This is a genomic window from Aquabacterium sp. A7-Y (assembly GCF_026153205.1).
Lineage (GTDB): Bacteria > Pseudomonadota > Gammaproteobacteria > Burkholderiales > Burkholderiaceae_C > Caldimonas.
The window spans coordinates 125,718-144,495 of record NZ_JAPFBW010000003.1 but is presented as its reverse complement, the minus strand read 5'-3'; the positions used below and the strand labels follow the sequence as shown (position 1 = coordinate 144,495).

Genomic DNA, 18,778 nt, shown 5'->3' with positions numbered 1-18,778 from the left:
TCCTGCCGTCGGGTCGGTTTTCGATACTCGTCCTGCGGCATGCCCTCCCGGCGGCCCGCACCCACCAGGAAAGGAACTGCCATGCCCATGATCGACGTGTACATCCCGAACGGCGCCTTGACGCCGCAATCCGAGGCCACCCTGATGCGCGAGCTCACGGACATCCTGATTCGCCATGAGGGGATGGACCCCAGCAACCCGCAGATTCGCGACGTCACCTGGATCTTCGTCCACCGACCGGCGCAGATCTATCGTTCCGGAGCGCCGGCGCCCGCGCCGATCTACCGCATCACGCCAACGGTGCCGGAGGGCCAGTACACCGACGAGGCGCGCGCCGGTCTGGTCAGGGATGTGACCGCGGCTGTCGCCAGAGCCGAGGGCTCGTCAGTCGCCGAGGTCGGCGCGAGGGTCTGGGTGTTTCCCACCGAGGTCTTCGATGGCGGCTGGGGCAGCCGAGGTGTCATACGGCGGCTGCCCGACATCCTGGAGTTGTTTGGCGGGCCGGAGTCCCGCGCCATCGGGATCGAACGCCTCGCCAGGAAACGCCGCAGCGACGCGATCTCGCTGCTGAAGGAAGCGCTCAGCGAGGTTCGGCCCTAGAGCAAGCCGGACCCGAAGCCGCTCTCGCGTGCCGCACGTGTGGCCTTCTTGTCGGCATACATCGCGGCATCGGCACCCGAGAGCAACTGCTCCGGCGTGCTCGGATCGCCTGGTCGGTAGAACGAGACGCCGACGCTGGCGCTCATGCTCAGCAGCAGACCCGGCGCGACCTCGACGGGCTCGGCCAGCGCGGCGTGCACTTTCTCGACCACCGACTGCGCGGCCTGCGGCTCACCGCCCATGGGCTCCAGCAGGATGACGAACTCGTCGCCGGCCAGCCGTGCCACGGTGTCGCCCTTGCGGATACAGCCCTTCAGGCGAGCCGCCAGGAGCTTGAGCAGCACGTCGCCGGCCTCGTGTCCGTGCACGTCGTTGACTTCCTTGAAGCCGTTCAGGTCGAGGAACAGCAACGCCAGCGACTGCCCGGTACGCCCGCAGCGGGCCATGGCCTTCGGCAGCAACTCCATCAGATGGCGCCGGTTGGGCAGGCCGGTCAGTGCGTCGTGACTCGCCTCGATGGACAGTTGGAGCTCGCGCTGCTTGCGCTCGGTGATGTCGAACACCACGGCGAAAAACCCGCTCACCTCACCCTCCTCGGCGGTGCGGGGGATGAAGGTGGCGTGGACGTGACGGTCCTGCCCGCGCAGCACCAGCGGCCGCTCGAAAGACACACGCCGGCCCTGCAGCACCTTGTTGACCAGCGGGCGCAGGGCGGTCACGACGGCCTCGCCGAGGTGGTCGGCCACCGCAGTGCCGATCAGAGCGTCCGGCTCGACGCCGAACCACTCGCGATAGGCCGCGTTGGTGTAGCGGTAGTGGAGCTGCCGGTCGATCAGGGCAACCAGCGCCGGAATGTTGTCCGCCACCGCGCGCAAGGTCTCGCGGCTCTCCCGCAGCGCCGCCTCGGCTCTCTGCCTGGCCTCGATGTTGTGCAGGAAGGCGTTGAAGCGCCGCTCGGGGCCGTGCCCGGTGACGCCGACGATCAGCTCGACCGCCAGCTCGCGGCCGTCTCGACGCAGCGCCGGCACCTCGATGCGGCGGTCGACGATCGGGCCCTCCCCGGAGGCGATCATCCGCGCCAGTCCGCGCCTGTGCAGCTCGCGCAGGGCCGGCGGGATGATCAGCTCGGCCAGCTCCCGGCCCAGGACCTCGGCGCGCGACCAGCCGAACAGCTCCTCGGCATGACGGTTCCACTCCACCACCTGGCCGGCGGTGTCGATGCGGATGAAGGCCTCCTGGGTCTGTTCCAGGATCGCGCGCAGGTCCTCCTCGCGCTCGGCCAGTTCCGCGGTGCGCTCCGCCACGCGCTGCTCCAGGCCTTCGTTGAGCGTCTGCAACTGGGTGGCATGCCAGGCCGCGTCCTTGCGCATCTGGAGCAGCGCGTCGGACAGCAGCTCGGCCTCCAGATAGCCCTGCACCGGCTCGATGTCCGGCAGCCCGGCCTCGTCGCGCCGGGCCAGCGAGCGGGTCAGCCGCGTGAGCGGCCCGGCCAGCCGGCGCCCCACCAGCGGTGCGATCAGCAGCATCAGGACGCAGGCGGCCGCGCTGGCCAAGGCGATCTCGCGGCGCAACTGATGGAAGTCGGCCAGGGCCCGCGATTGCGGCTGGCGCACCACCACCGACCAGCCCAGCCCGGGATAGCCGCCGCGCCCCTGGGTGGGCACGGTCGCGGTCGCGAATTCGCTGCCATCCTGCCAGCGCTCCATCGCCGCACCGGAACGCATCGGCCCCGGCCGCGGCAGGGGCTGCCCGTCGAACCCGGGAGGCCCCAGCAGGACCCGGCCATCGGCCTGGAGCACGAAAACCTCGATGTCGTAGTCCCTGGCCGCCGGACTCAACAGGTCGCGGCGCAGTTCGCGCGCCCACTCCCAGCTCAGATGGGCCCCGACCACCCCACGCAGCTGCCCGCCTACCAGCACCGGCACGGCGATGTCGACAAAACGCCAAGGCTCCTGCTGGCGCGGCAGCAGCTTCTCCAGCAGCACGGCCGGGTGCACATCGCCGACGAAGGGCCCCCGCAAGGCGCCCTGAAACCAGGGCCTGGCGCTCACGTTCTGGCCTTCGAGCAAGCCGCCGATGGCCGCCTCCACCCGACCGTCGGGCCGGCAGTACCCGAGCCAGGCGTATTCGGGAAACCGGCTCTTGACACGCTCCAGCAGGTGGCGCGTTTCGACCGGGTCGCTGCCTTCGACCAAGGCCTCATGGCCGGCCAGCACGACCATCTGGTTGTACCGGTAGGACATGCCGCGGTCGAGGTGGTCGCGCATCTGCCAGGCAATCTGGGTCAGGGCGATCAAGGCCTGCCGGGTGGCATGCTGCCGCGCGTAGCGCTCCACCAAGGCTGCCACCAGCAGCGCGGTGACGAGCACGGCGGCCACGAGGCACAGTGCCACCAGCCGCGACAGGCTGCCGCGGCCGCGTGGGGAAGCCGGGGAAACGGGCGAAACAGCAGAGGCAGTCAAGGTGGACACGAACTCGCTGACGGAACCGTACAGCCGAGGCAGGGCTCGTGCCCGTCCCGAGCGCCGCCCCTCGACACGGCGGCCTGGCCTCGGTGCCCTGGCACCGCCCTCCTTGTAACAGGGCTCAATAATGCACAGCTTGCGTCGATATTCTGCGCAGAGACCCTGCCAGATCTTTCGCCCGCCATCGTTCGGAAGCTCGGCAAGGGCTCTGGCTCCAGCAGGCACCACCGTCCCAGGATCATGAAAACACAGGCCCCTGCCGGTGCGCCGGCGCAAGACAGCATGAGTTTGCGGGAGACTCTGGCGCAGACCATCCGGGCCCACAGCGCGGACCTGCTGGCCGACCGTCTCTCGAGCAGCGGGTACCGTGACCGTCTGTGCGTCGCGCTGCAGCAGGCCTTCGGCTGCTCGCGGGCCAGCCTCTGGCGCTTCGGCGGCCCCGCCGCCGACGACCTGTCCCTGACCTGCGTGGCGGCCTTCGACGTGGCCGAAGGCGCGACGCCGGGCGGCGACGTGCTGCGGCAGGTCGAGTACCGCGGCTACTTCGAGGCCTTGCTGCAGAGCGGCGTCTATGCCAGCTCCGACGTGCTGACCGACCCTCATCTCGGCGGACTGGTCGCGCCCTACTTCCTGCCGCGTGGCATCCGCTCGCTGCTGGACACGACCTTCAAGGTCAACGGCCGGATCTTCGGTGTGGTCTGCATCGAGCAGACCGGCGAGCCGCGCCATTGGAGCGTGCGCGAGCAGCACGCCTTGCGGCACGCGGCGTCGCAGATCAGCCTGGCGGTGGCGCGCTACAAGAGCCGCGACGGCTGACGTCAGGCGCTCAAGGCGGGCCGGCACACCCGGGTTGACCCACCTTGGGGCCTCGCGAGCCCGGCGGTGGCGATGCTGCTGCCAGGTGCTGCTGTCCCGCTCGGCGGTCACCCGGTCCCCGGGTCGTCCGCTGCCGGCTTGCTGAACGTCCGGACACCCCACCTTCCCGGGGCCCGCCCTTGTGCCCCGCGCAGCGCGAGCCAGGGGCCCACCCGTAGCAGGCGGACACAAACAGGGGGCACGACAGCCGCCAGGAACACACAACATCCAGCTCCTGCGAGGGGGAGCGCGCGATGACGCCACACAGTTTCGGGTCCTGGGGCATGGCAACGGCCATCGGCATGCTGGCACCGGCCGCCGTGCAGGCGCAAGCGCTCCCCGGCGAGCCGCTCTCGCCCTTGCCGGCTCCGCCGGCCGCCGATCCGCGCAAGCTGGCGCTCGGCTCGCGGCTGTTCCGCGACCCCCGCTTCGCCAAGGACAACTCGGTCTCCTGCATCAGCTGTCACAGTCCGCAGCACGGCGGCGCGGATGCGCGGCCCCTGTCCGTCGGCGCAGGCGGCGTGGTGCACGTGGTGAACACGCCCACCGTGCTGAACTCGGGTTTGAACTTCAGGCAGCAATGGACCGGCGGCGCCACCTCGCTGGAAGAGCTGGTCGGCATCGTGCTGAAAAGCCCGCGTGTGTTCAACTCGAGCTGGGAAGAACTGCTGGCCAAGCTCGGACGGGACCTGCAGCTCGTCAGCGGATTCAAGGCGGCCTACCCGGAAGGCATGACCCCGCGCAGCGTCGCCGATGCGCTGGCGGTCTACCAGCGCTCGCTGCTGACCCCTTCGCGTTTCGATCGCTATCTCCAAGGCGACGGCACGGCCATCACGGCCCTCGAGAAGCACGGCTACGAACGTTTCAAGGCCTACGGCTGCGTGGGTTGCCACCAGGGCGTCAACATCGGCGGCAACATGTTCCAGCGCTTCGGCGCCATGGCCGACTACTTCAAGGCGCGCGCCGCCGCGGGCCAGGCCCTGACCGATGCGGACCGCGGCCGCTACAACGTCACCCTCAAGACCGACCACCTCTACGTCTTCAAGGTGCCCAGCCTGCGGAACGTGGCACTGACACCGCCCTACTTCCACGACGCGTCGGCCCGGTCCCTGGAGGAAGCGGTTGAGGTGATGTTCCGCTTCCAACTCGGCCGCACCGCGCCGCCCCAGGACAAGGAGGCCATCGTCGCCTTCCTCGGCAGCCTGAGCGGCGAAGCCGTCAAGGAGTGACGCTTGACCGCCTGGCTTCGACTCCTTCTGACGGCGGTCGTGCTGGTGCTGCTGGCAGCGGGCTGGACCTATCTGTACACGCACAGCCGCACCGTCAGCGCCGAGCGGCAGAACGAAACCCTGGCGCTGCTGAAAGACCTCAAGCAGATCGACACCGACTGGGGCGCCGACGTGCTGCGCTCGCAGGCGGGCATCAACAGGTCCTACGACGCGCTGGCGCACCCCTTGCAGACGCTGGCGGCCCTCACCGCCCGGCTCGATGCGGCGGCCGCGGGCTGGGGCGACGCCGCGCTGCAGCAGGCGGTGCTCGAGATCAAGGCCGCCATCGACACCAAGTCCGAGCTGATCGACCGCTTCAAGGCACAGAACTCGCTGCTGAAGAACTCGCTGCACTACCTGCCCACCGCCCACCTCGACCTCCAGACCGCGATGCGCGCGAAACGCGACCGCGGCTTTTCGGCCGGCCATCGCCTGCTCGGTGCCCTGCCCCGGGAGGCCGCTGCGCTGGAGCGTTCGGCGGCGCGCCAGGCCGGCGGCGGCAGCGACGCAGAAACCGCCCTGGCCACCATGCGGCGCAGGATTGACATCCAGGCCCGCGAAGCCCGCACCGCGAACCGGCAAGCGCTGGCCATGGTGCAGGGCGAGAACGTCATGGCTCAGGTGGTGAACGACACGCTGCGCTACCACGCCGCACCCGATGTCGCGACGGCTGCCAGCCTGAAGGCCGTGGTCGAGCGGCTGAGCGCGGATCTGCCCAGCTACGACGACACGCTGCAGGAACCCATCGGCAACCTGGTGGCGCATGCCGAGGCCGTGCTCAACCTTCGTGACCGCGAGGCCGAGGTGCTGCGCCAGATCGCCGCCGTGCCGGTCACGGCCCGGATCGACACGCTGAGCAATGGCTTGATCGCCCGCTTCGACACCGAGCTGGCGCAGCAAGGTCGCTACACCCGGCTGCTGCTGTTGTACAGCGCGGCGGTGCTGGCCCTCGTGTTCGGCGCCGCCGGCTTCATCGCCTACCGCAACGCCACCGAGCGACGCCGGCTCGCAGAGCTGGTGGAACACCAGACCCGGGCCCTGAAGGACCACGAGGTGCAGTTGATCCACGCGCAGAAGATGAACGCCTTGGGCGAGATGGTGGCCGGCATCACGCACGAGGTGAACACGCCGCTGGCCGCCGTCAAGAGCGGCCTGCAGAGCACCCGCGAACTCATGGGCGGCATCGCCGACGTGGTGCACGGCGCGGGCGAGCTTTGCGCCAGGCTGCGCCAGCCGGTGCCGCGCGACGAGGTCGAAAAGCGCGACCGCACCGCGGCCCTGGCGCAGTCCATCCACCGGCTGGCGGAGCTGCATGGCGAGCTGGCCTCGTTCCGGGCCCTCGAGTCGCTCGACGAACTGCTCGACAGCGGCATGCGCAGCGTCGAGCACATCAGCCGCGTGATCGCCAACATGCTCGAGTTCTCGCGGCTGGACAGGAGCCGGCTTGCGCCTTGCCGGGTCGAGGACGCGGTGGAAAGCACGCTGGCGATGGCGGCTCACTTCCTCGGCAGGAGCCGGGTGGTGAAGGACTTCGGCAACACCCGGCCGATCCGCTGCGACCAGGCGCAGATCAACCAGGTGCTGCTCAACCTCATCCGCAACGCCGTCCAGGCGCTGCCGGCCAGCGGCGGGACCATCACCGTGCGCACCCGCATGCAGACGCACACCCGGCTGAGTCTGGCGGTGATCGACAACGGCCCCGGCATCGCCCCCGAGCTGCTGCCCAAGATCTGGCAACCCTTCTTCACGACCAAGAAGGAAGGTGCCGGAACCGGCCTGGGCCTGAGCACCAGCAAGAAGATCGTCGAAGCCCACGGAGGCCGCATCGAGGTGAGCACGGCCTTGGGCGTCGGCACGTCCTTCACGGTGCTGCTGCCCGTCGAGCCGCCGACCGGCTTGTGCGAGGAACCCGACCCACTGCCCCTGGCGGCCGGGCCTGCGGAAGCTGCCACGAAAGTAAGCTCACATGGACAGCAACAAGCCCGTTCTGTTGTTCGTCGATGACGAACCCGCCATTCTCGTCGCATTGAGGGTGGTGTTTCGATCCAACTATGAGGTGGTGACCACCACCGACCCCGAGCAGGCCGTAGAGCTGCTCAAGACCCGGCGCTTCGACGTCATCGTCAGCGACCAGCGCATGCCCGGCATGGCGGGGGTGGCGCTGCTGCGCGAGGCCTGCGAGCTGTCGCCCGAAACCACCCGCCTCCTGCTGACGGGGTACTCCGACACCGGCGCCATGGTGGACGCGATCAACGACGGCGAGGTCTACCGCTATGTGCAGAAGCCCTGGGACAACGGGGCGCTGAAGGCACTCGTGGACGAAGCGGTGGAGGTGGCCCGAAGGCTGCGCGGACCCTGCGAAGGATCCGCAGCGGGCGAGTTCGACGAGCTGTCGCCCACGGCCGCGCGTGCCGCGGGGCCGGACCAGGCGCCTGCGGCGGGCACGGGCAAGGAAGTGGTGCTGGTGGTGGACCCGCACTCCTCGCTGTACTCGCAGGCACGCCGCAGCATCGCCATGGACGTCGAATTCGTGCCGGCCCGCAACTTGAACGAAGTGCTCGACGTGATGGGCCGCTCGCCGGTCGGCGTCATGGTGTGCGCCTTCGACGTGCAGAACGAGGCCGACTGTCGTGTCTTGCAAAGCCTCAAGCAGCAGTACCCGCACCTGCTGGTCATCGCGGTCTGCGACTCGATGGATTCAAGCCGGCTCATCGATCTGATCAACCGCGCCAAGGTGTTCCGCTTCGTCAAGAACCCGGTGCCCTGGGCGCTGCTGACACGCTACATCGCCAGCGCGGTCGCGCACGTTCGAGAGCTCAGGCGCAACCCGGCCTTGCTGTACCGTCAGGCGCCGCAGCCGGCCCCGGCCGGCGCACTGCGGACCTCGGTCGGCACGCCCTTCCCGGCCGGCGCAACGACGGCGAGCCCGCGTGGCGCGTTCGGCGGCGGCCGATCGCTCGGCAGCTACCTGGCCAAGGTGTTCGGGCTCTCCAAGCGCCGCTGAGCCCCTGGGTTCGTGATCGTGCTGGCACGGCGCATCGCATCGACAGTGGGTTACAGAACCGTCCCCCGCACCCGGGAGGGCGGGGAACACTGCGCAAGACAGTGAGCTGTCGCAAGACGCTCCGCGCTCCGATGAGGGCGTGCGCGACCAGGAGGCGTGTCCCTCGTTCCCGGCGGTTCTGCCGGCAGATCCGGCAGCCGGCGCGTCGGCTCCCTGTCCCTCTTGGACCCCGCGAGGCTCGACGCTGCCCGGCATCGCGGGACCTGTCGCGCAGCACCTGTGCAAGGAGGAGACATCATGACGATCGCATCGTTCGCCGCGTCCGTGTTGGTTCCCGTGTCCCTGTCGGTCTTCGCCTCGGCGGCGCAGGCCGCCCCGACCAGCCTGGAGATCGGCACCGACCGGCCCGGCGCCGACTACACCCGCTTCGAGACCGCGCCCGACTACAACATCTGCAAGTCGGCCTGCGAGAACGACGCCCGCTGCCAGGCGTATACCTATGTCCACCCCGGCGTGCAAGGCAGCAGCGCCGCCTGCTGGCTGAAGTCCGCAGCCCCTCTGCCGACCGCCTCGGGCTGCTGTTACTCGGGGGTCAAGCAGGTGACGCGCGAAATCGGCTGGGACCGGCCGGGCAGCGACTACACCAACTTCGACCTGCCGTGGTGGGCCACCGTGGCCGAATGCGAGGCCTACTGCCGCAATGACAACCGCTGCGTCGCCTACACCTATGTCCGCCCGCAGGTCCAGGGCCCCAACCCGCGCTGCTGGCTGAAAAACCGCATGCCGGCGCCCACCCCGAACAGCTGCTGCGATTCGGGCACGGTCAACTGGCGCTGACGGACCAGGCAGAACAGCCGCTCCGGGAGCGGGCCTGCTCCCCTCGCCGCTGCCGGCGCCTTCGGCGTCGATGCGGCGCCTGCCTGGCGACCGGCACAAAGGCGAAGGGAAGGCAGATAGGCGATATCCGTCGATTTTTCCAGCCAAGAGCTAGGGAGAGCCGGGCAGGGTCGGCTTCCCTACGATACGTCGCTGGAAACACGGGTGCTGCGGCCTGGGGAGGCGCGCCACCTTGGAAAGCACACCCACAGATCGATGGAATCGCCGGCGGCGACCGCCATTCGGCTGGCCGCGCACCCGCCGCCTGTGCCCCGGTGAAGCTCGCATCCGCGGCTCGACCACCGAGGTCCGCGGCACGGCTGAACGCGGAGCGCACATGGTCTTGAATCCGGTCGAGTGCCGGCTCGTCCACAGGCTGCAGCGCAGGAGCATCCTGCTTGCCGGTACCGGCAAGCAGGCGCTGCCTGGCACCCTCTCCAATGCACCGCCGGCGGCTGACGGCGCCGCAGGAGGGCCTCCCGCATGATGCCCTCGGCCAAACACGGTGACCCGCAACTGGGCGTCGACATCCACCTGTGTGTCGTGCCGCCCTCACCCTCGCCGGTACCGCTGCCCACGCCTCACCTCTCGGTCGTCTTCGACCCCTTCGACTACGTGCCGATCATCGGCGCGACCGTCTCGGTGTTCGGCATGAAGCGGGCGACCGCGGGCACCGGTGCGATCGTCGTGCACATCCCGCCGGGTTTCCCTTTCGCCCCGATGCTGCCGGACAAGGACGACGAGCTGTTCATGGGCAGTTCGACGGTGCTCGCCGACGGCGACCCGCTGTCCTACCTCGCGCTGCCGGTACTCGGCTGCCAGGTCGCCGGCATGCCGAGCCCGCCGCGGCCCAAGAAAAAGCGCATCTCGCCGCCCCGACTGCTGCCCACGACCTTCAACCTTGCGATCCCGACCACCGTGAGGGTGGGCGGAGCGCCGACCATTTCGATGATGGGGATGGCGGCCAAGGGCGCCTTTGCCGGGCTGGGCAAGCTGAGAAAGTCGAAGTTCGCCAGGAACCTGGGCGACCGCTTCAGGAACTTCCGCCGCAAGTTGTTCAAGAACATGGACCGGGGCTTTCTGAAGTGCAAGGTGCTCAGGGCCGAGCCGGTGAACATCCTGACCGGAGAGGTGGTGGTGGAGCAGGTCGACTTCACGCTGCCCGGCCGTATCCCGATCGAGTGGGTGCGCTCCTACAGCTCCAGCAGCCGGCGCCGGGGCGCCTGCGGCTACGGATGGGAAAGCCCCGCCGACGCCCGCTTGGAGATCGACCGCGAAGACGGCAGCGTGATGTTCCGGCACCCGAGTGAAGGGGTGGCGCTGTTCCCGAACCTGCCACTCTCGCCGGGCGACACGGGCGCCGTGCTGGAGTTGATGGACGGAGCGCTGCTGAGCGACCACGGTGACGAGTTCCGGGTGCGCCTCAAGAGCCGCCTGCTGTACCACTTTCCGAAGGCACTGGCGATCACGAACGACCAGGGTGTGTCGGAGGTCCCGTTACGGTGCATCAGCGACCTGTGCGGCAACTGGCTGCAGTTCGAGCGCCACGAAGGAAAACTGCGCGCGATCCGCGAGTCGAGCGGGCGGCACATCCTCGTGGAGCAACACCTAGGACAGGTGCGTTCGCTGTCGTTGTTCGTGCCGGAAAGCGGGTTCAGTCATTCTTTCGTGGACTACGAATACGACCAGGCCGGCGACCTGACAGCGGTTCGCGACGCGCTCGGACATCCCTATTGCTTCGCTTATGACCGGCACCACATGGTGCGGCACACCAACCGTACCGGGCTGTCGTTCTACTACGAGTACGACACCACCGATGAGAACTGGCGCGTGGTGCACGCCTGGGGCGATGGCGGGTTGTACGACTACAGATTTGCGTACTGGCCAGAGATTCACGAAACACGCATCACCGACTCCCTGGGGCACGTCTCCACCGTGCAATGCGACCAGCACGGCCTGCCCATCCTGGAGATCGACCCGCAGGGCGGGCGCACGATCTTCGAGTACGACGAGGCGGGGCGGACCACCTCGATCGTCGATGCCGCCAACCACCGTACGGCATGCCTCCATGACGAGCGTGGCAACCTGCGCAAGCTCACCCGGCCGGACGGCAGTACCGTCGCGATCGATGTCAACGAGAACAACCAGGTCACGCGCATCGAGTACCCCGGCGGCGCAAGCTGGCTGCAGAGCTGGGACAGTCGCGGCCTGCTGGTACGGCAGACCAGCCCCCTGGGTGCCGTCACGACGTATGAGTACGACACCGGCGGGCTGCCGGTCTGCGTGACCGATGCATGCCAAGCCAGCACCCGGTTCTCGTTCGATACCGACGGCTATCTGGTGGCGGTGATCGATGCGCTGGGCCACGTCACCCGCCTGCAGCGCGACGAACTGGGCAACCTGCTGGCGCGCTCTGACCCGCTGGGTTTCACGACCCACTACCGCTACGACCGCAAGAGCCGCCTGACCGAAACCACGCTGCCCGGCGGCGCCCGCATCCACTGTCGCTACGACGCGCAGGACCTGCTGACGTCCTACGAGGACGAGAGCGGGGCCCGAACTCGCTTCGAGTACTTTGGGCAGGGCCTGGTCAAGAAACGCTACCAGCCGGACGGCCATGTCGTGGAGTACCACCACGACACCGAAGAGCAGTTGATCGGGGTGAGCAACCAGCGCGGCGAGACCTATCGGCTTCGCAGGGACGCACTCGGTCGGGTGGTTGAGGAAGTCGACTACTGGGGGCAATCCACCGCCTACAGCTTCGACCCCGCCGGGCACTTGCGCCAGAGCTGCGACCCCCTGGGACGGATCGTTTCCTACACCACCGACCAGCTCGGGCGCATCCGGCGCAAGGCGTTTGCACATCCCGAGCATCCCGGCCGCGAGTTCGAGGAGACCTTCGACTTCGATGCCAACGGCCATCTGACGGGTTGCGCGAACGAACATGTGAGGGTGCAGCGACGGTTCGACCTGGAAGGCCGGCTGCTCGAAGAACGGCAAGGCGAGTTTTTTGTCAGGAACACCTTCGACGCGATGGGCCGGCGCGTTCGGCGCGAGACGAGTGCGGGGAACACGGTCGTCTACAGCTACGACGCCTTGGGGCAAGCCGCCACCATCCAGGTCAACGATGAGCCGCCGATCACCATCGAGCGCGACGCCGGCGGCCAGGTGCGCAAGGAGACACTGGGGCAGACGCTGGATCGGTACTACCAGTATGACGCCCGGGGACGCCTGACCGCCCAAGGTCTCAAGCAAGGCGCTCACTGGCTGTTCCACAGCCGGTATGAGTACGACCCGACCGGCAACCTCACGCGGCGCCAGGACAGCCACCACGGCACGGATCAGTACCGCTACGACCCGCTCGGGCAGATCGTCGAGCACATGGACCCGCGGGGTCGGCTCACGCGCTTCTTCCAGGACCCGGCAGGCGATCGCCTGCAGACACAGGTGCTGGAGCAGGCAGGTCAGCAGGTGGTGGACGGTGTCGACATCCCTGGCAAGTGGCTGCGCGAAGGTCGCTACGACGGGGTTTACTACCGCTTTGACCGAGCCGGCAATCTCGTCCAGCGCAGCGACGAAGGGCGTTGCGCGCTGATCGGCGCGGCAGGCAGGACGACGATCCTCACCTGGGATGCCAACCAGCGTCTGGTGCGCAGTCTGAGCAACGGCATCGCGACGGCCTACGGGTACGACCCGCTCGGTCGACGTGTGTTCAAGCAGACCGGAGCCACCGGCGTTCGCTTCTTTTGGGACAGCGATGTCATTGCCGGCGAACAGCCCTTCACGGCCCAGCCCTCGCCGGGCAAGCTCCGGGAAAACGACGCGTTCATACCGGGCGCGAGCATGGATCCGCAGCCCGCTGCCCGGTGCTCGCCGCCCCCTCCGCGCGAGTATGTTTGTTATCCCGGCACCTTCAGGCCCGTCGCGCTCGTGGAAGCGCAGTCGACGACCGGGGAACGCTGCTGTTACTACTACCACAATGACCCGAACGGGTACCCAGTACGACTGACGTCGGGCAGCGGGGAGGTGAAATGGGCGGCAAGCGCTGCCACCTGGGGCGAGGCGGAGATCTTTTCAGGCGCGGCTGTCTTCAATCCCATCCGTTTCCAGGGACAGTATGCAGATGAAGAAACCGGGCTGCACTACAACCGGTATCGGTACTACGATCCCCACGCGGGCCAGTTTGTCGGCCAGGATCCGATCCGGCTGTTAGGTGGCCCCAACCCCTACGCCTATGCCACCAATCCTCTGGTGTGGAGCGACCCGTGGGGACTGATTTGCCAGCGCCTGGCTCGCACGTTGCCGCAAGGCCCCGGGGTCTACCACATCGAGCTGAACGGCCAGTTCTATACCGGGAGCGCCGACAACGTACGGGTACGCTTGTCCCAAGGCGACCACCCTGCGGCGGCCTTGCTGAACGATCCCAATGTCCGGGTCACCGTCCACCCCGTCAACCTCGGCAGCGCTTCGGGCAACCGGCGCATGACAAACCACGTTCTTCGCGGGTATGAACAGGGGGTGATGGACAACCCCGCCATCAACAACATCCCGCTACAGAATGGCTCCCTCAACCAGATTCGGGCCGCGAAAGTCACTCGTGTCGCGGAGTATGCTCAGGATGCCGCAAATCATGGCGCGTCGATCGGACCCGGAACCGCCTATTGACCTCTTGAATCCACGAACATGACTCTTGAAGCTCTTCCGAAGAACGCTCTCGACCGTCTTGAATGGGTCATGACTGATTCGCGGCACGCCACTGCAGTGACCGACATGGCGCCGAATCCGGCGCTGAAGATCCTCCTCGCGGACGAACCCGAGGACCCGGCCAGGGATGCGCAGATTACCGAGCTGCGTCTCTACGCGCCGGCGACGGATCGGCTGAAGCAAATTCCTTCACGCGTCAGGCAGTTGAAGCGTCTCGAATGTCTCGCGATGGGGCCGTCCGTCGACCCCGCGCTGGTGGCAAGCATCGACGAAACCAGCGTTCCGCCCGGCGTCACGGCCCTCGGCGTGTTTACCAGCGGCGCGGCGGCCACCTGGCCGCGGGCCGTTTCCTTGCCCCATGTGATCGACTTGAGAACCGACGGGCCACTGACTTTTGCTCATGAGAACTTTCCCAATCTCCAGGCAGTTTCTCTGGAGCCCACGCGCAACGGCAAGAATCTTGACGCAGCACTGGCGTGCCAGGGGCTGCGCGAACTTCAATTGCTGAGCGTACCCGGCCATGAAGTATTTCAAAAGAGCCGGCACCTGCCGCTGGCCAAGCTCGGATTACTTGGCGGGAAACTGGAGACGCTGCAGGGTATCGAAGCCTTGAGCCAGGTCGAGTGGCTGCGGCTGCACAATCTCCGATCGCTCAGGTCGATTTCGGCGGTGAAGGCCTTGACTCACCTGCAAGAGCTGGAGATCCGGTACTGCAAGAAAATCGAGGACATTGCATGTCTGGCGGACTTGCCCAATCTGCGCCGGCTGCAAGTCCTTGCGTGCGGTGACCTGGGGCTGTCCAGGATCAAACCCTTCCTTGAGAAGCTCGATCAAGTCATGATCAGCGCTTCTGCGTAAAGGGATCGCACCGGCTCACTCGTTGCTGATCGCCCGCACTTCCGCCAGGCTCGTCGCGCCCTGCAGGACCTTTTCGATGCCGTCCTGGCGCAAGGTGCGCATGCCCTCCAGCAGGGCTTGCTGCTGCAATTGCTCGGCCGTCGCGCCGGTCTGGACCAGACGGCGCAGCCCGCGCGTCGCCACCATCAGCTCGTGCAGGCCGAGCCGTCCGCGAAAGCCCGTGTGGGCGCAGGCGTCGCAGCCCGGACTGTGGTGCGACATCAGCCGGCCCTCGCGCCCATAGCGCCGGAGCCAGCCACCCAGCACCTCGGTACGGGCCGGGCGGCCGGACTCCGAGAGGTGGGCGTTCAGGTAGTCGCCCAGCAGTTCCCCGATCTCCTCTTCGGTGGCCGGGCGGCTTTGCCGGCAGGCGCTGCAAAGCCGGCGCACCAGGCGCTGCGCCAGCACCGCCAGCAGCGAATCGGCGAAGTTGAACGGGTCCATGCCCATGTCCAGCAACCGCGTCACCGTCTCCGGTGCGCTGTTGGTGTGCAGGGTCGAGAGCACCAGGTGGCCGGTCAGCGAGGCCTCCACCGCGATCTTGGCGGTCTCCTCGTCGCGGATCTCGCCCACCATGATCACGTCCGGGTCGGCGCGCAGGAAAGCCCGCAAGGCCTTCGCAAAGGTCCAGTCGATCTTGGCGTTCACCTGCACCTGGCGCAGCCCCGGCTGGGTGATCTCCACCGGGTCCTCGGCGGTCCAGATCTTGCGCTCGGGCACGTTGATAAAGCTCATCGCCGAGTGCAAGGTGGTGGTCTTGCCCGAGCCCGTCGGCCCGACGCACAGCACCAGGCCGTAGGGCCGCTGCATCGCCTCCTTCAGCTGGCGCAGGTTGGGCTCGCTCAGGCCCAGGTCGTCCAGCGGCAGCGGCTTGGCCGAGGCCAGGATGCGCATCACCACGTCTTCCAGGCCGTTGTTGGTCGGGATCGTCGCCACGCGCAGCTCGAGCTTCTGACCCGGCACGAAACGCGCGAAGTTGATCTTGCCGTCCTGCGGCTTGCGGCGCTCGGAGATGTCGAGGTCGCACATGATCTTGATGCGCGAGATCAGCGCGTTGCGGTAGGTGTGCGGCAGCTCGAGATAGGACTGCAGCAGGCCGTCCTTGCGGAAGCGGATCTTGATCTTCTCGCGCCCGGGATAGCTCTCGACGTGGATGTCCGAGACCCCCTGGTTGTGCGCCTCCACGATCATGTTGTTGATCAGCCGCACCAGCGAGTTGTCCGACTGCTCGATCTGCACCTCTTCCTCGATACGGCTGGCGCCGGTCGCGCCCTCCTTCTCGAGCGTCTCGACCAGCTTGCTGGTGTCGCTCGGCTCGAAGTCCAGCACCAGCGGCGCGCCGCGCAGTGTCCACACATCACTGCCGATCTTCTCGTAGGCGGCACGGATCGCGGCCTCCATCGAGCCGACCTGCGCCAAGGCGGGCACGATCTTCAGCTGGCTGACAAACTCCAGCTCCTCCAGCGTCGAGCGGCGCGAGGGGTCCTCCAGTGCCACCACCAGCCGGCCCTCCCGCACGACAAGCGGCAGCGCGTGCAGGCGCGACGCGACCGCCACGGGCACCTTGCGCAAGGCCTCGGGCTCGGCCGGGAAATTCAGCACATCGACCAGCGGGTAGCCCATCTTGTGGGCCAGCGCGGTCTGCAGGTCCCGCCGTGAGACGACCTTGCTCTGCACCAGCAGCTCGCCCAGCGGCAGCGAACGCTCGGCCTTCTGCTCGCGCAACGCGCCATCCAGGTCGGCCTGGGTGACCAGGCCCAGCGACAGCAGCGCTTCGCCAATGCGCACCATCGGCATGCGTGACTGCTGTTCCAGTGCTGCCAGCAGCTGTTCCCTGCGAACGATCTTGCGAGTGACCAGGATGTCGCCGAGCTTGCGCTCGCGAATCTCCTGCTGCTGCGCCGCGACCTGTTCGACCGCGCGCGGCGTGGCGGCCTTCTGAGCCACCAGGAGCTCACCGATGCGCGGACCGATCTCGACGCTACGGTAGCTGTGGCGTGGCACGAAAACACGCCGCACGCCGCCCTGCGCGTCGGCCGGCGGGAACAGGAACAGGCCCTCGTCGGTCTCGACGTGGCCCACGGTGTGGCCTTCGAGGTCCTCACCCGAGTTCATGCGCACGTGGAAGGGCATGCGCGGATGCAAGTCGAGCACGCCGGCATAGGGGTCCTGGCGCACCTCCGGCAGCGCTGGCAGCACGTCCAGCAGCGTGAGGGAGCGGAACTGCCCGAAACGCAGTGTCATCGTCGTGCGCGCCGGCGGTATCTGCACATGAGCCACCTCTTCCTCCGGCACGATGAAAACCAGCCGGCCGCCGCGGCGACGACCGTTGAGGCCCTCGATCTCGCAGGCCAGGGCCTGCTGCTGCTCGGACGGCGGCGGGTAGGCGCCGAAGGGCGGCGTCGGCCAGCGGAAAGCGGGGCGCTGCTCCTTGGCGCTGAAGGACTCGTAGCCCTCCACCTCCGGCAGCTGCGGCAGCGGCCCGAAGGGCGCGGTCTGCTCGCTCCAGGATTCGTTCGGGTTCGGCATGGGGGGATGTGTGGAGGATCAGGTCGGCGGCGCCTCCGCGTCGCGGCGGTAGGCCGTGCGCGCATACAGCCGGCGGTCGAACAGGCGGCCGAAGGTGAACAGGCTGCCGAGCATGCCGCCCACGCTGGACAGCTGGTTCACCGAACGCAGCGCCTCCAGTGCGAACTGCTGCACCACCACCCGCTCGCTGACATGCTCGCCCTCCTGCACCTTGGACAGCCGGTGCAGCACGTAGAGCCCGAACAGCGCGGCCATCGCGAACAGGAACTCCCAGTGCGAGAAGGCGATCACGGACACCTCGTGGGTGTCCTTCGCCGAGGTCCATTGCAGCACCAGGGACAGTTCGTTGTCCTCCAGCCGCTGCGCCAGCGCCCCGGCGACCAGCGGCGCCAGGCCGCCCACCACCGAGCCGACCAGGCTGATCGCCGCCAGGTAGGCGGTGCCCTGCCCCTGCGGCGCGAGCTTGAGGCCGATGTTGCCGTTGGCCAGCCCGATGCCGCCCGCCGAAGCGCCCATCAGCAGGTGCAGCAGGTAGAGCAGCGGCAGGGTCAGCGTGTGCTTGGCCGGCTCGGCCGTGAACACCAGCGCCAACATGCAGGCAAACCAGGCCGGCATGGCGACCGAAAGGATGGCCTTGTTGGTGAGCCGGTCCGAGAGGCGGCCCCAGGAGTAGAGCGTGAGGGCATTGGCGACCTGGCTGGCCACCCACAGCGTCGTGACCGTGCTCAGCGAATAGCCGAGCTGCTTCATCAGGTAGACGGTCAGGAAAGGCGCCGCGAAGCTGGAGGCCACGTTCCAGCTCGCCATGAAGATCAGGAAGTTGCGGAAGTTGGTGTCGCCGAAAGGCAGCTTCAGGCGCGACCACACGTTGCCGTGCGCGCCGACGCTCGCCATGCGGGGCTCGGGCACGCGCGAGAGATACCAGGAACTGACATAGCCCGCAAGCCCCGCGGCGAGGAAGGAGACCGAGTAGGCGTAGATCTCCCGCTCGAAGGGCGCATGGTCGACCAGCAGGCCGGCGCCCAGGGTACCGACACAGGCGATGGTGGTGGCCCAGAACAACCGGCGCGAGAAGAAAGCGCCCAGCCCTTCACGCGGCAGCAGCTGGTGCAGCCAGGAATTCAGCGAACAGGCAGTGATGGAGCCGAGCGCCGAGATCGTGAACTGCGCGATGACCAGCAAGGTCAGCTGCACCGGTGCGTCGGCGATGAAGGGCAGCACCGCGAGCGAGAGGATCAGGGTGCGCGCCACGGTGACCGCGATCACCGTGATCTTGCGTCTTTGCTGCAGCTTCTCCACCAGCGCGATGGCGGGCAGCTGCACCACCTGCGCGATCAGCGGGATGGCGGCGAGCAGGCCGATGTGCATCGGCCCGGCTCCCAGCGCGAGCGCGAAGCCCACCAGGATCACGCCGCCATACAGGGAGCCCGCCAGGCTGGCCCAGGCGGCATCGCGTATCAGGGCGCGCTGGCCGCGCTCCACGTCCGTCAATGTGACGTTGTCATCGGGTCTCAGAGGCATACAGGCGCCCAGCAAGACGGATACCTGGCCCGGTCTGCGCCTTCGATTTACCTGTGCTC

11 protein-coding genes are annotated in these 18,778 nt (G+C 67.9%); 8 read left to right on the top strand and 3 right to left on the bottom strand.

Translation table 11 applies throughout. The annotated features are described in order from the left end of the window. Nucleotides 1-81: 81 nt before the first annotated feature. Nucleotides 82-600, top strand: coding sequence for a tautomerase family protein (locus tag OOT46_RS03655; protein ID WP_265402224.1), 519 nt, complete (start codon nt 82-84; stop codon nt 598-600). On the opposite strand, the gene OOT46_RS03650 is transcribed toward OOT46_RS03655, so the two are convergent. Beyond that, nucleotides 597-2,993, bottom strand: coding sequence for a diguanylate cyclase domain-containing protein (locus OOT46_RS03650; RefSeq protein WP_265402223.1), 2,397 nt, complete (start codon nt 2,991-2,993; stop codon nt 597-599). The two genes, OOT46_RS03655 and OOT46_RS03650, sit on opposite strands and share 4 nt — an antisense overlap. 354 nt (nt 2,994-3,347) lie before the next feature. On the opposite strand from OOT46_RS03650, the gene OOT46_RS03645 reads away from it, so the two are divergent. The 7 genes from OOT46_RS03645 (at nt 3,348) to OOT46_RS03615 (ending at nt 14,630) form a co-directional block, all read left to right on the top strand. Beyond that, nucleotides 3,348-3,881: a GAF domain-containing protein gene (locus OOT46_RS03645; protein WP_265402222.1), complete on the top strand. Its 534-nt coding sequence runs from the start codon at nt 3,348-3,350 to the stop codon at nt 3,879-3,881. A gap of 293 nt (nt 3,882-4,174) precedes the next feature. Then, complete coding sequence (locus tag OOT46_RS03640; protein WP_265402221.1) at nt 4,175-5,149, top strand: cytochrome-c peroxidase; 975 nt, start codon at nt 4,175-4,177, stop codon at nt 5,147-5,149. Between the two features lie 3 nt (nt 5,150-5,152). After that, entirely contained in the window at nt 5,153-7,192 is a 2,040-nt protein-coding gene (locus OOT46_RS03635; RefSeq protein WP_265402220.1) for a DAHL domain-containing protein, read from the top strand. Beyond that, complete coding sequence (locus tag OOT46_RS03630) at nt 7,155-8,192, top strand: response regulator (protein ID WP_265402219.1); 1,038 nt, start codon at nt 7,155-7,157, stop codon at nt 8,190-8,192. The genes OOT46_RS03635 and OOT46_RS03630 overlap by 38 nt, the downstream gene beginning before the upstream one ends. 297 nt (nt 8,193-8,489) lie before the next feature. After that, nucleotides 8,490-9,029 (top strand): PAN domain-containing protein, encoded by a 540-nt coding sequence (locus OOT46_RS03625; protein ID WP_265402218.1) that lies wholly within the window; start codon nt 8,490-8,492, stop codon nt 9,027-9,029. A gap of 522 nt (nt 9,030-9,551) precedes the next feature. Continuing rightward, on the top strand, nt 9,552-13,733 hold the full coding sequence (locus OOT46_RS03620; protein ID WP_265402217.1) for an RHS repeat-associated core domain-containing protein: 4,182 nt from the start codon (nt 9,552-9,554) through the stop codon (nt 13,731-13,733). An 18-nt stretch (nt 13,734-13,751) separates the two neighbouring features. Further along, the gene (locus OOT46_RS03615) at nt 13,752-14,630 is read left to right on the top strand and encodes a hypothetical protein (RefSeq protein ID WP_265402216.1); all 879 of its coding nucleotides are present in this window, start codon (nt 13,752-13,754) and stop codon (nt 14,628-14,630) included. A gap of 15 nt (nt 14,631-14,645) precedes the next feature. On the opposite strand, the gene OOT46_RS03610 is transcribed toward OOT46_RS03615, so the two are convergent. Both OOT46_RS03610 and OOT46_RS03605 read right to left on the bottom strand, forming a co-directional pair. Continuing rightward, nucleotides 14,646-17,198 carry a GspE/PulE family protein gene (locus tag OOT46_RS03610; protein ID WP_265402215.1) on the bottom strand — a complete coding sequence of 851 codons (2,553 nt, stop codon included), beginning with the start codon at nt 17,196-17,198 and terminating at the stop codon, nt 14,646-14,648. 18 nt (nt 17,199-17,216) lie between these two features. Further along, nucleotides 17,217-18,719 (bottom strand): MFS transporter, encoded by a 1,503-nt coding sequence (locus OOT46_RS03605; protein WP_265402214.1) that lies wholly within the window; start codon nt 18,717-18,719, stop codon nt 17,217-17,219. Between the last annotated feature and the right edge of the window lie 59 nt (nt 18,720-18,778).

Excerpts from the sequence above, each read along its gene's own strand:
- OOT46_RS03625 (WP_265402218.1), top strand. The coding sequence starts at position 8,490 with ATGACGATCGCATCGTTCGCCGCGTCCGTGTTGGTTCCCGTGTCCCTG.
- OOT46_RS03620 (WP_265402217.1), top strand. The coding sequence starts at position 9,552 with ATGATGCCCTCGGCCAAACACGGTGACCCGCAACTGGGCGTCGACATC.
- OOT46_RS03645 (WP_265402222.1), top strand. The coding sequence starts at position 3,348 with ATGAGTTTGCGGGAGACTCTGGCGCAGACCATCCGGGCCCACAGCGCG.
- OOT46_RS03655 (WP_265402224.1), top strand. The coding sequence starts at position 82 with ATGCCCATGATCGACGTGTACATCCCGAACGGCGCCTTGACGCCGCAA.
- OOT46_RS03605 (WP_265402214.1), bottom strand. The coding sequence starts at position 18,719 with ATGCCTCTGAGACCCGATGACAACGTCACATTGACGGACGTGGAGCGC.
- OOT46_RS03640 (WP_265402221.1), top strand. The coding sequence starts at position 4,175 with ATGACGCCACACAGTTTCGGGTCCTGGGGCATGGCAACGGCCATCGGC.
- OOT46_RS03615 (WP_265402216.1), top strand. The coding sequence starts at position 13,752 with ATGACTCTTGAAGCTCTTCCGAAGAACGCTCTCGACCGTCTTGAATGG.
- OOT46_RS03630 (WP_265402219.1), top strand. The coding sequence starts at position 7,155 with ATGGACAGCAACAAGCCCGTTCTGTTGTTCGTCGATGACGAACCCGCC.
- OOT46_RS03610 (WP_265402215.1), bottom strand. The coding sequence starts at position 17,198 with ATGCCGAACCCGAACGAATCCTGGAGCGAGCAGACCGCGCCCTTCGGG.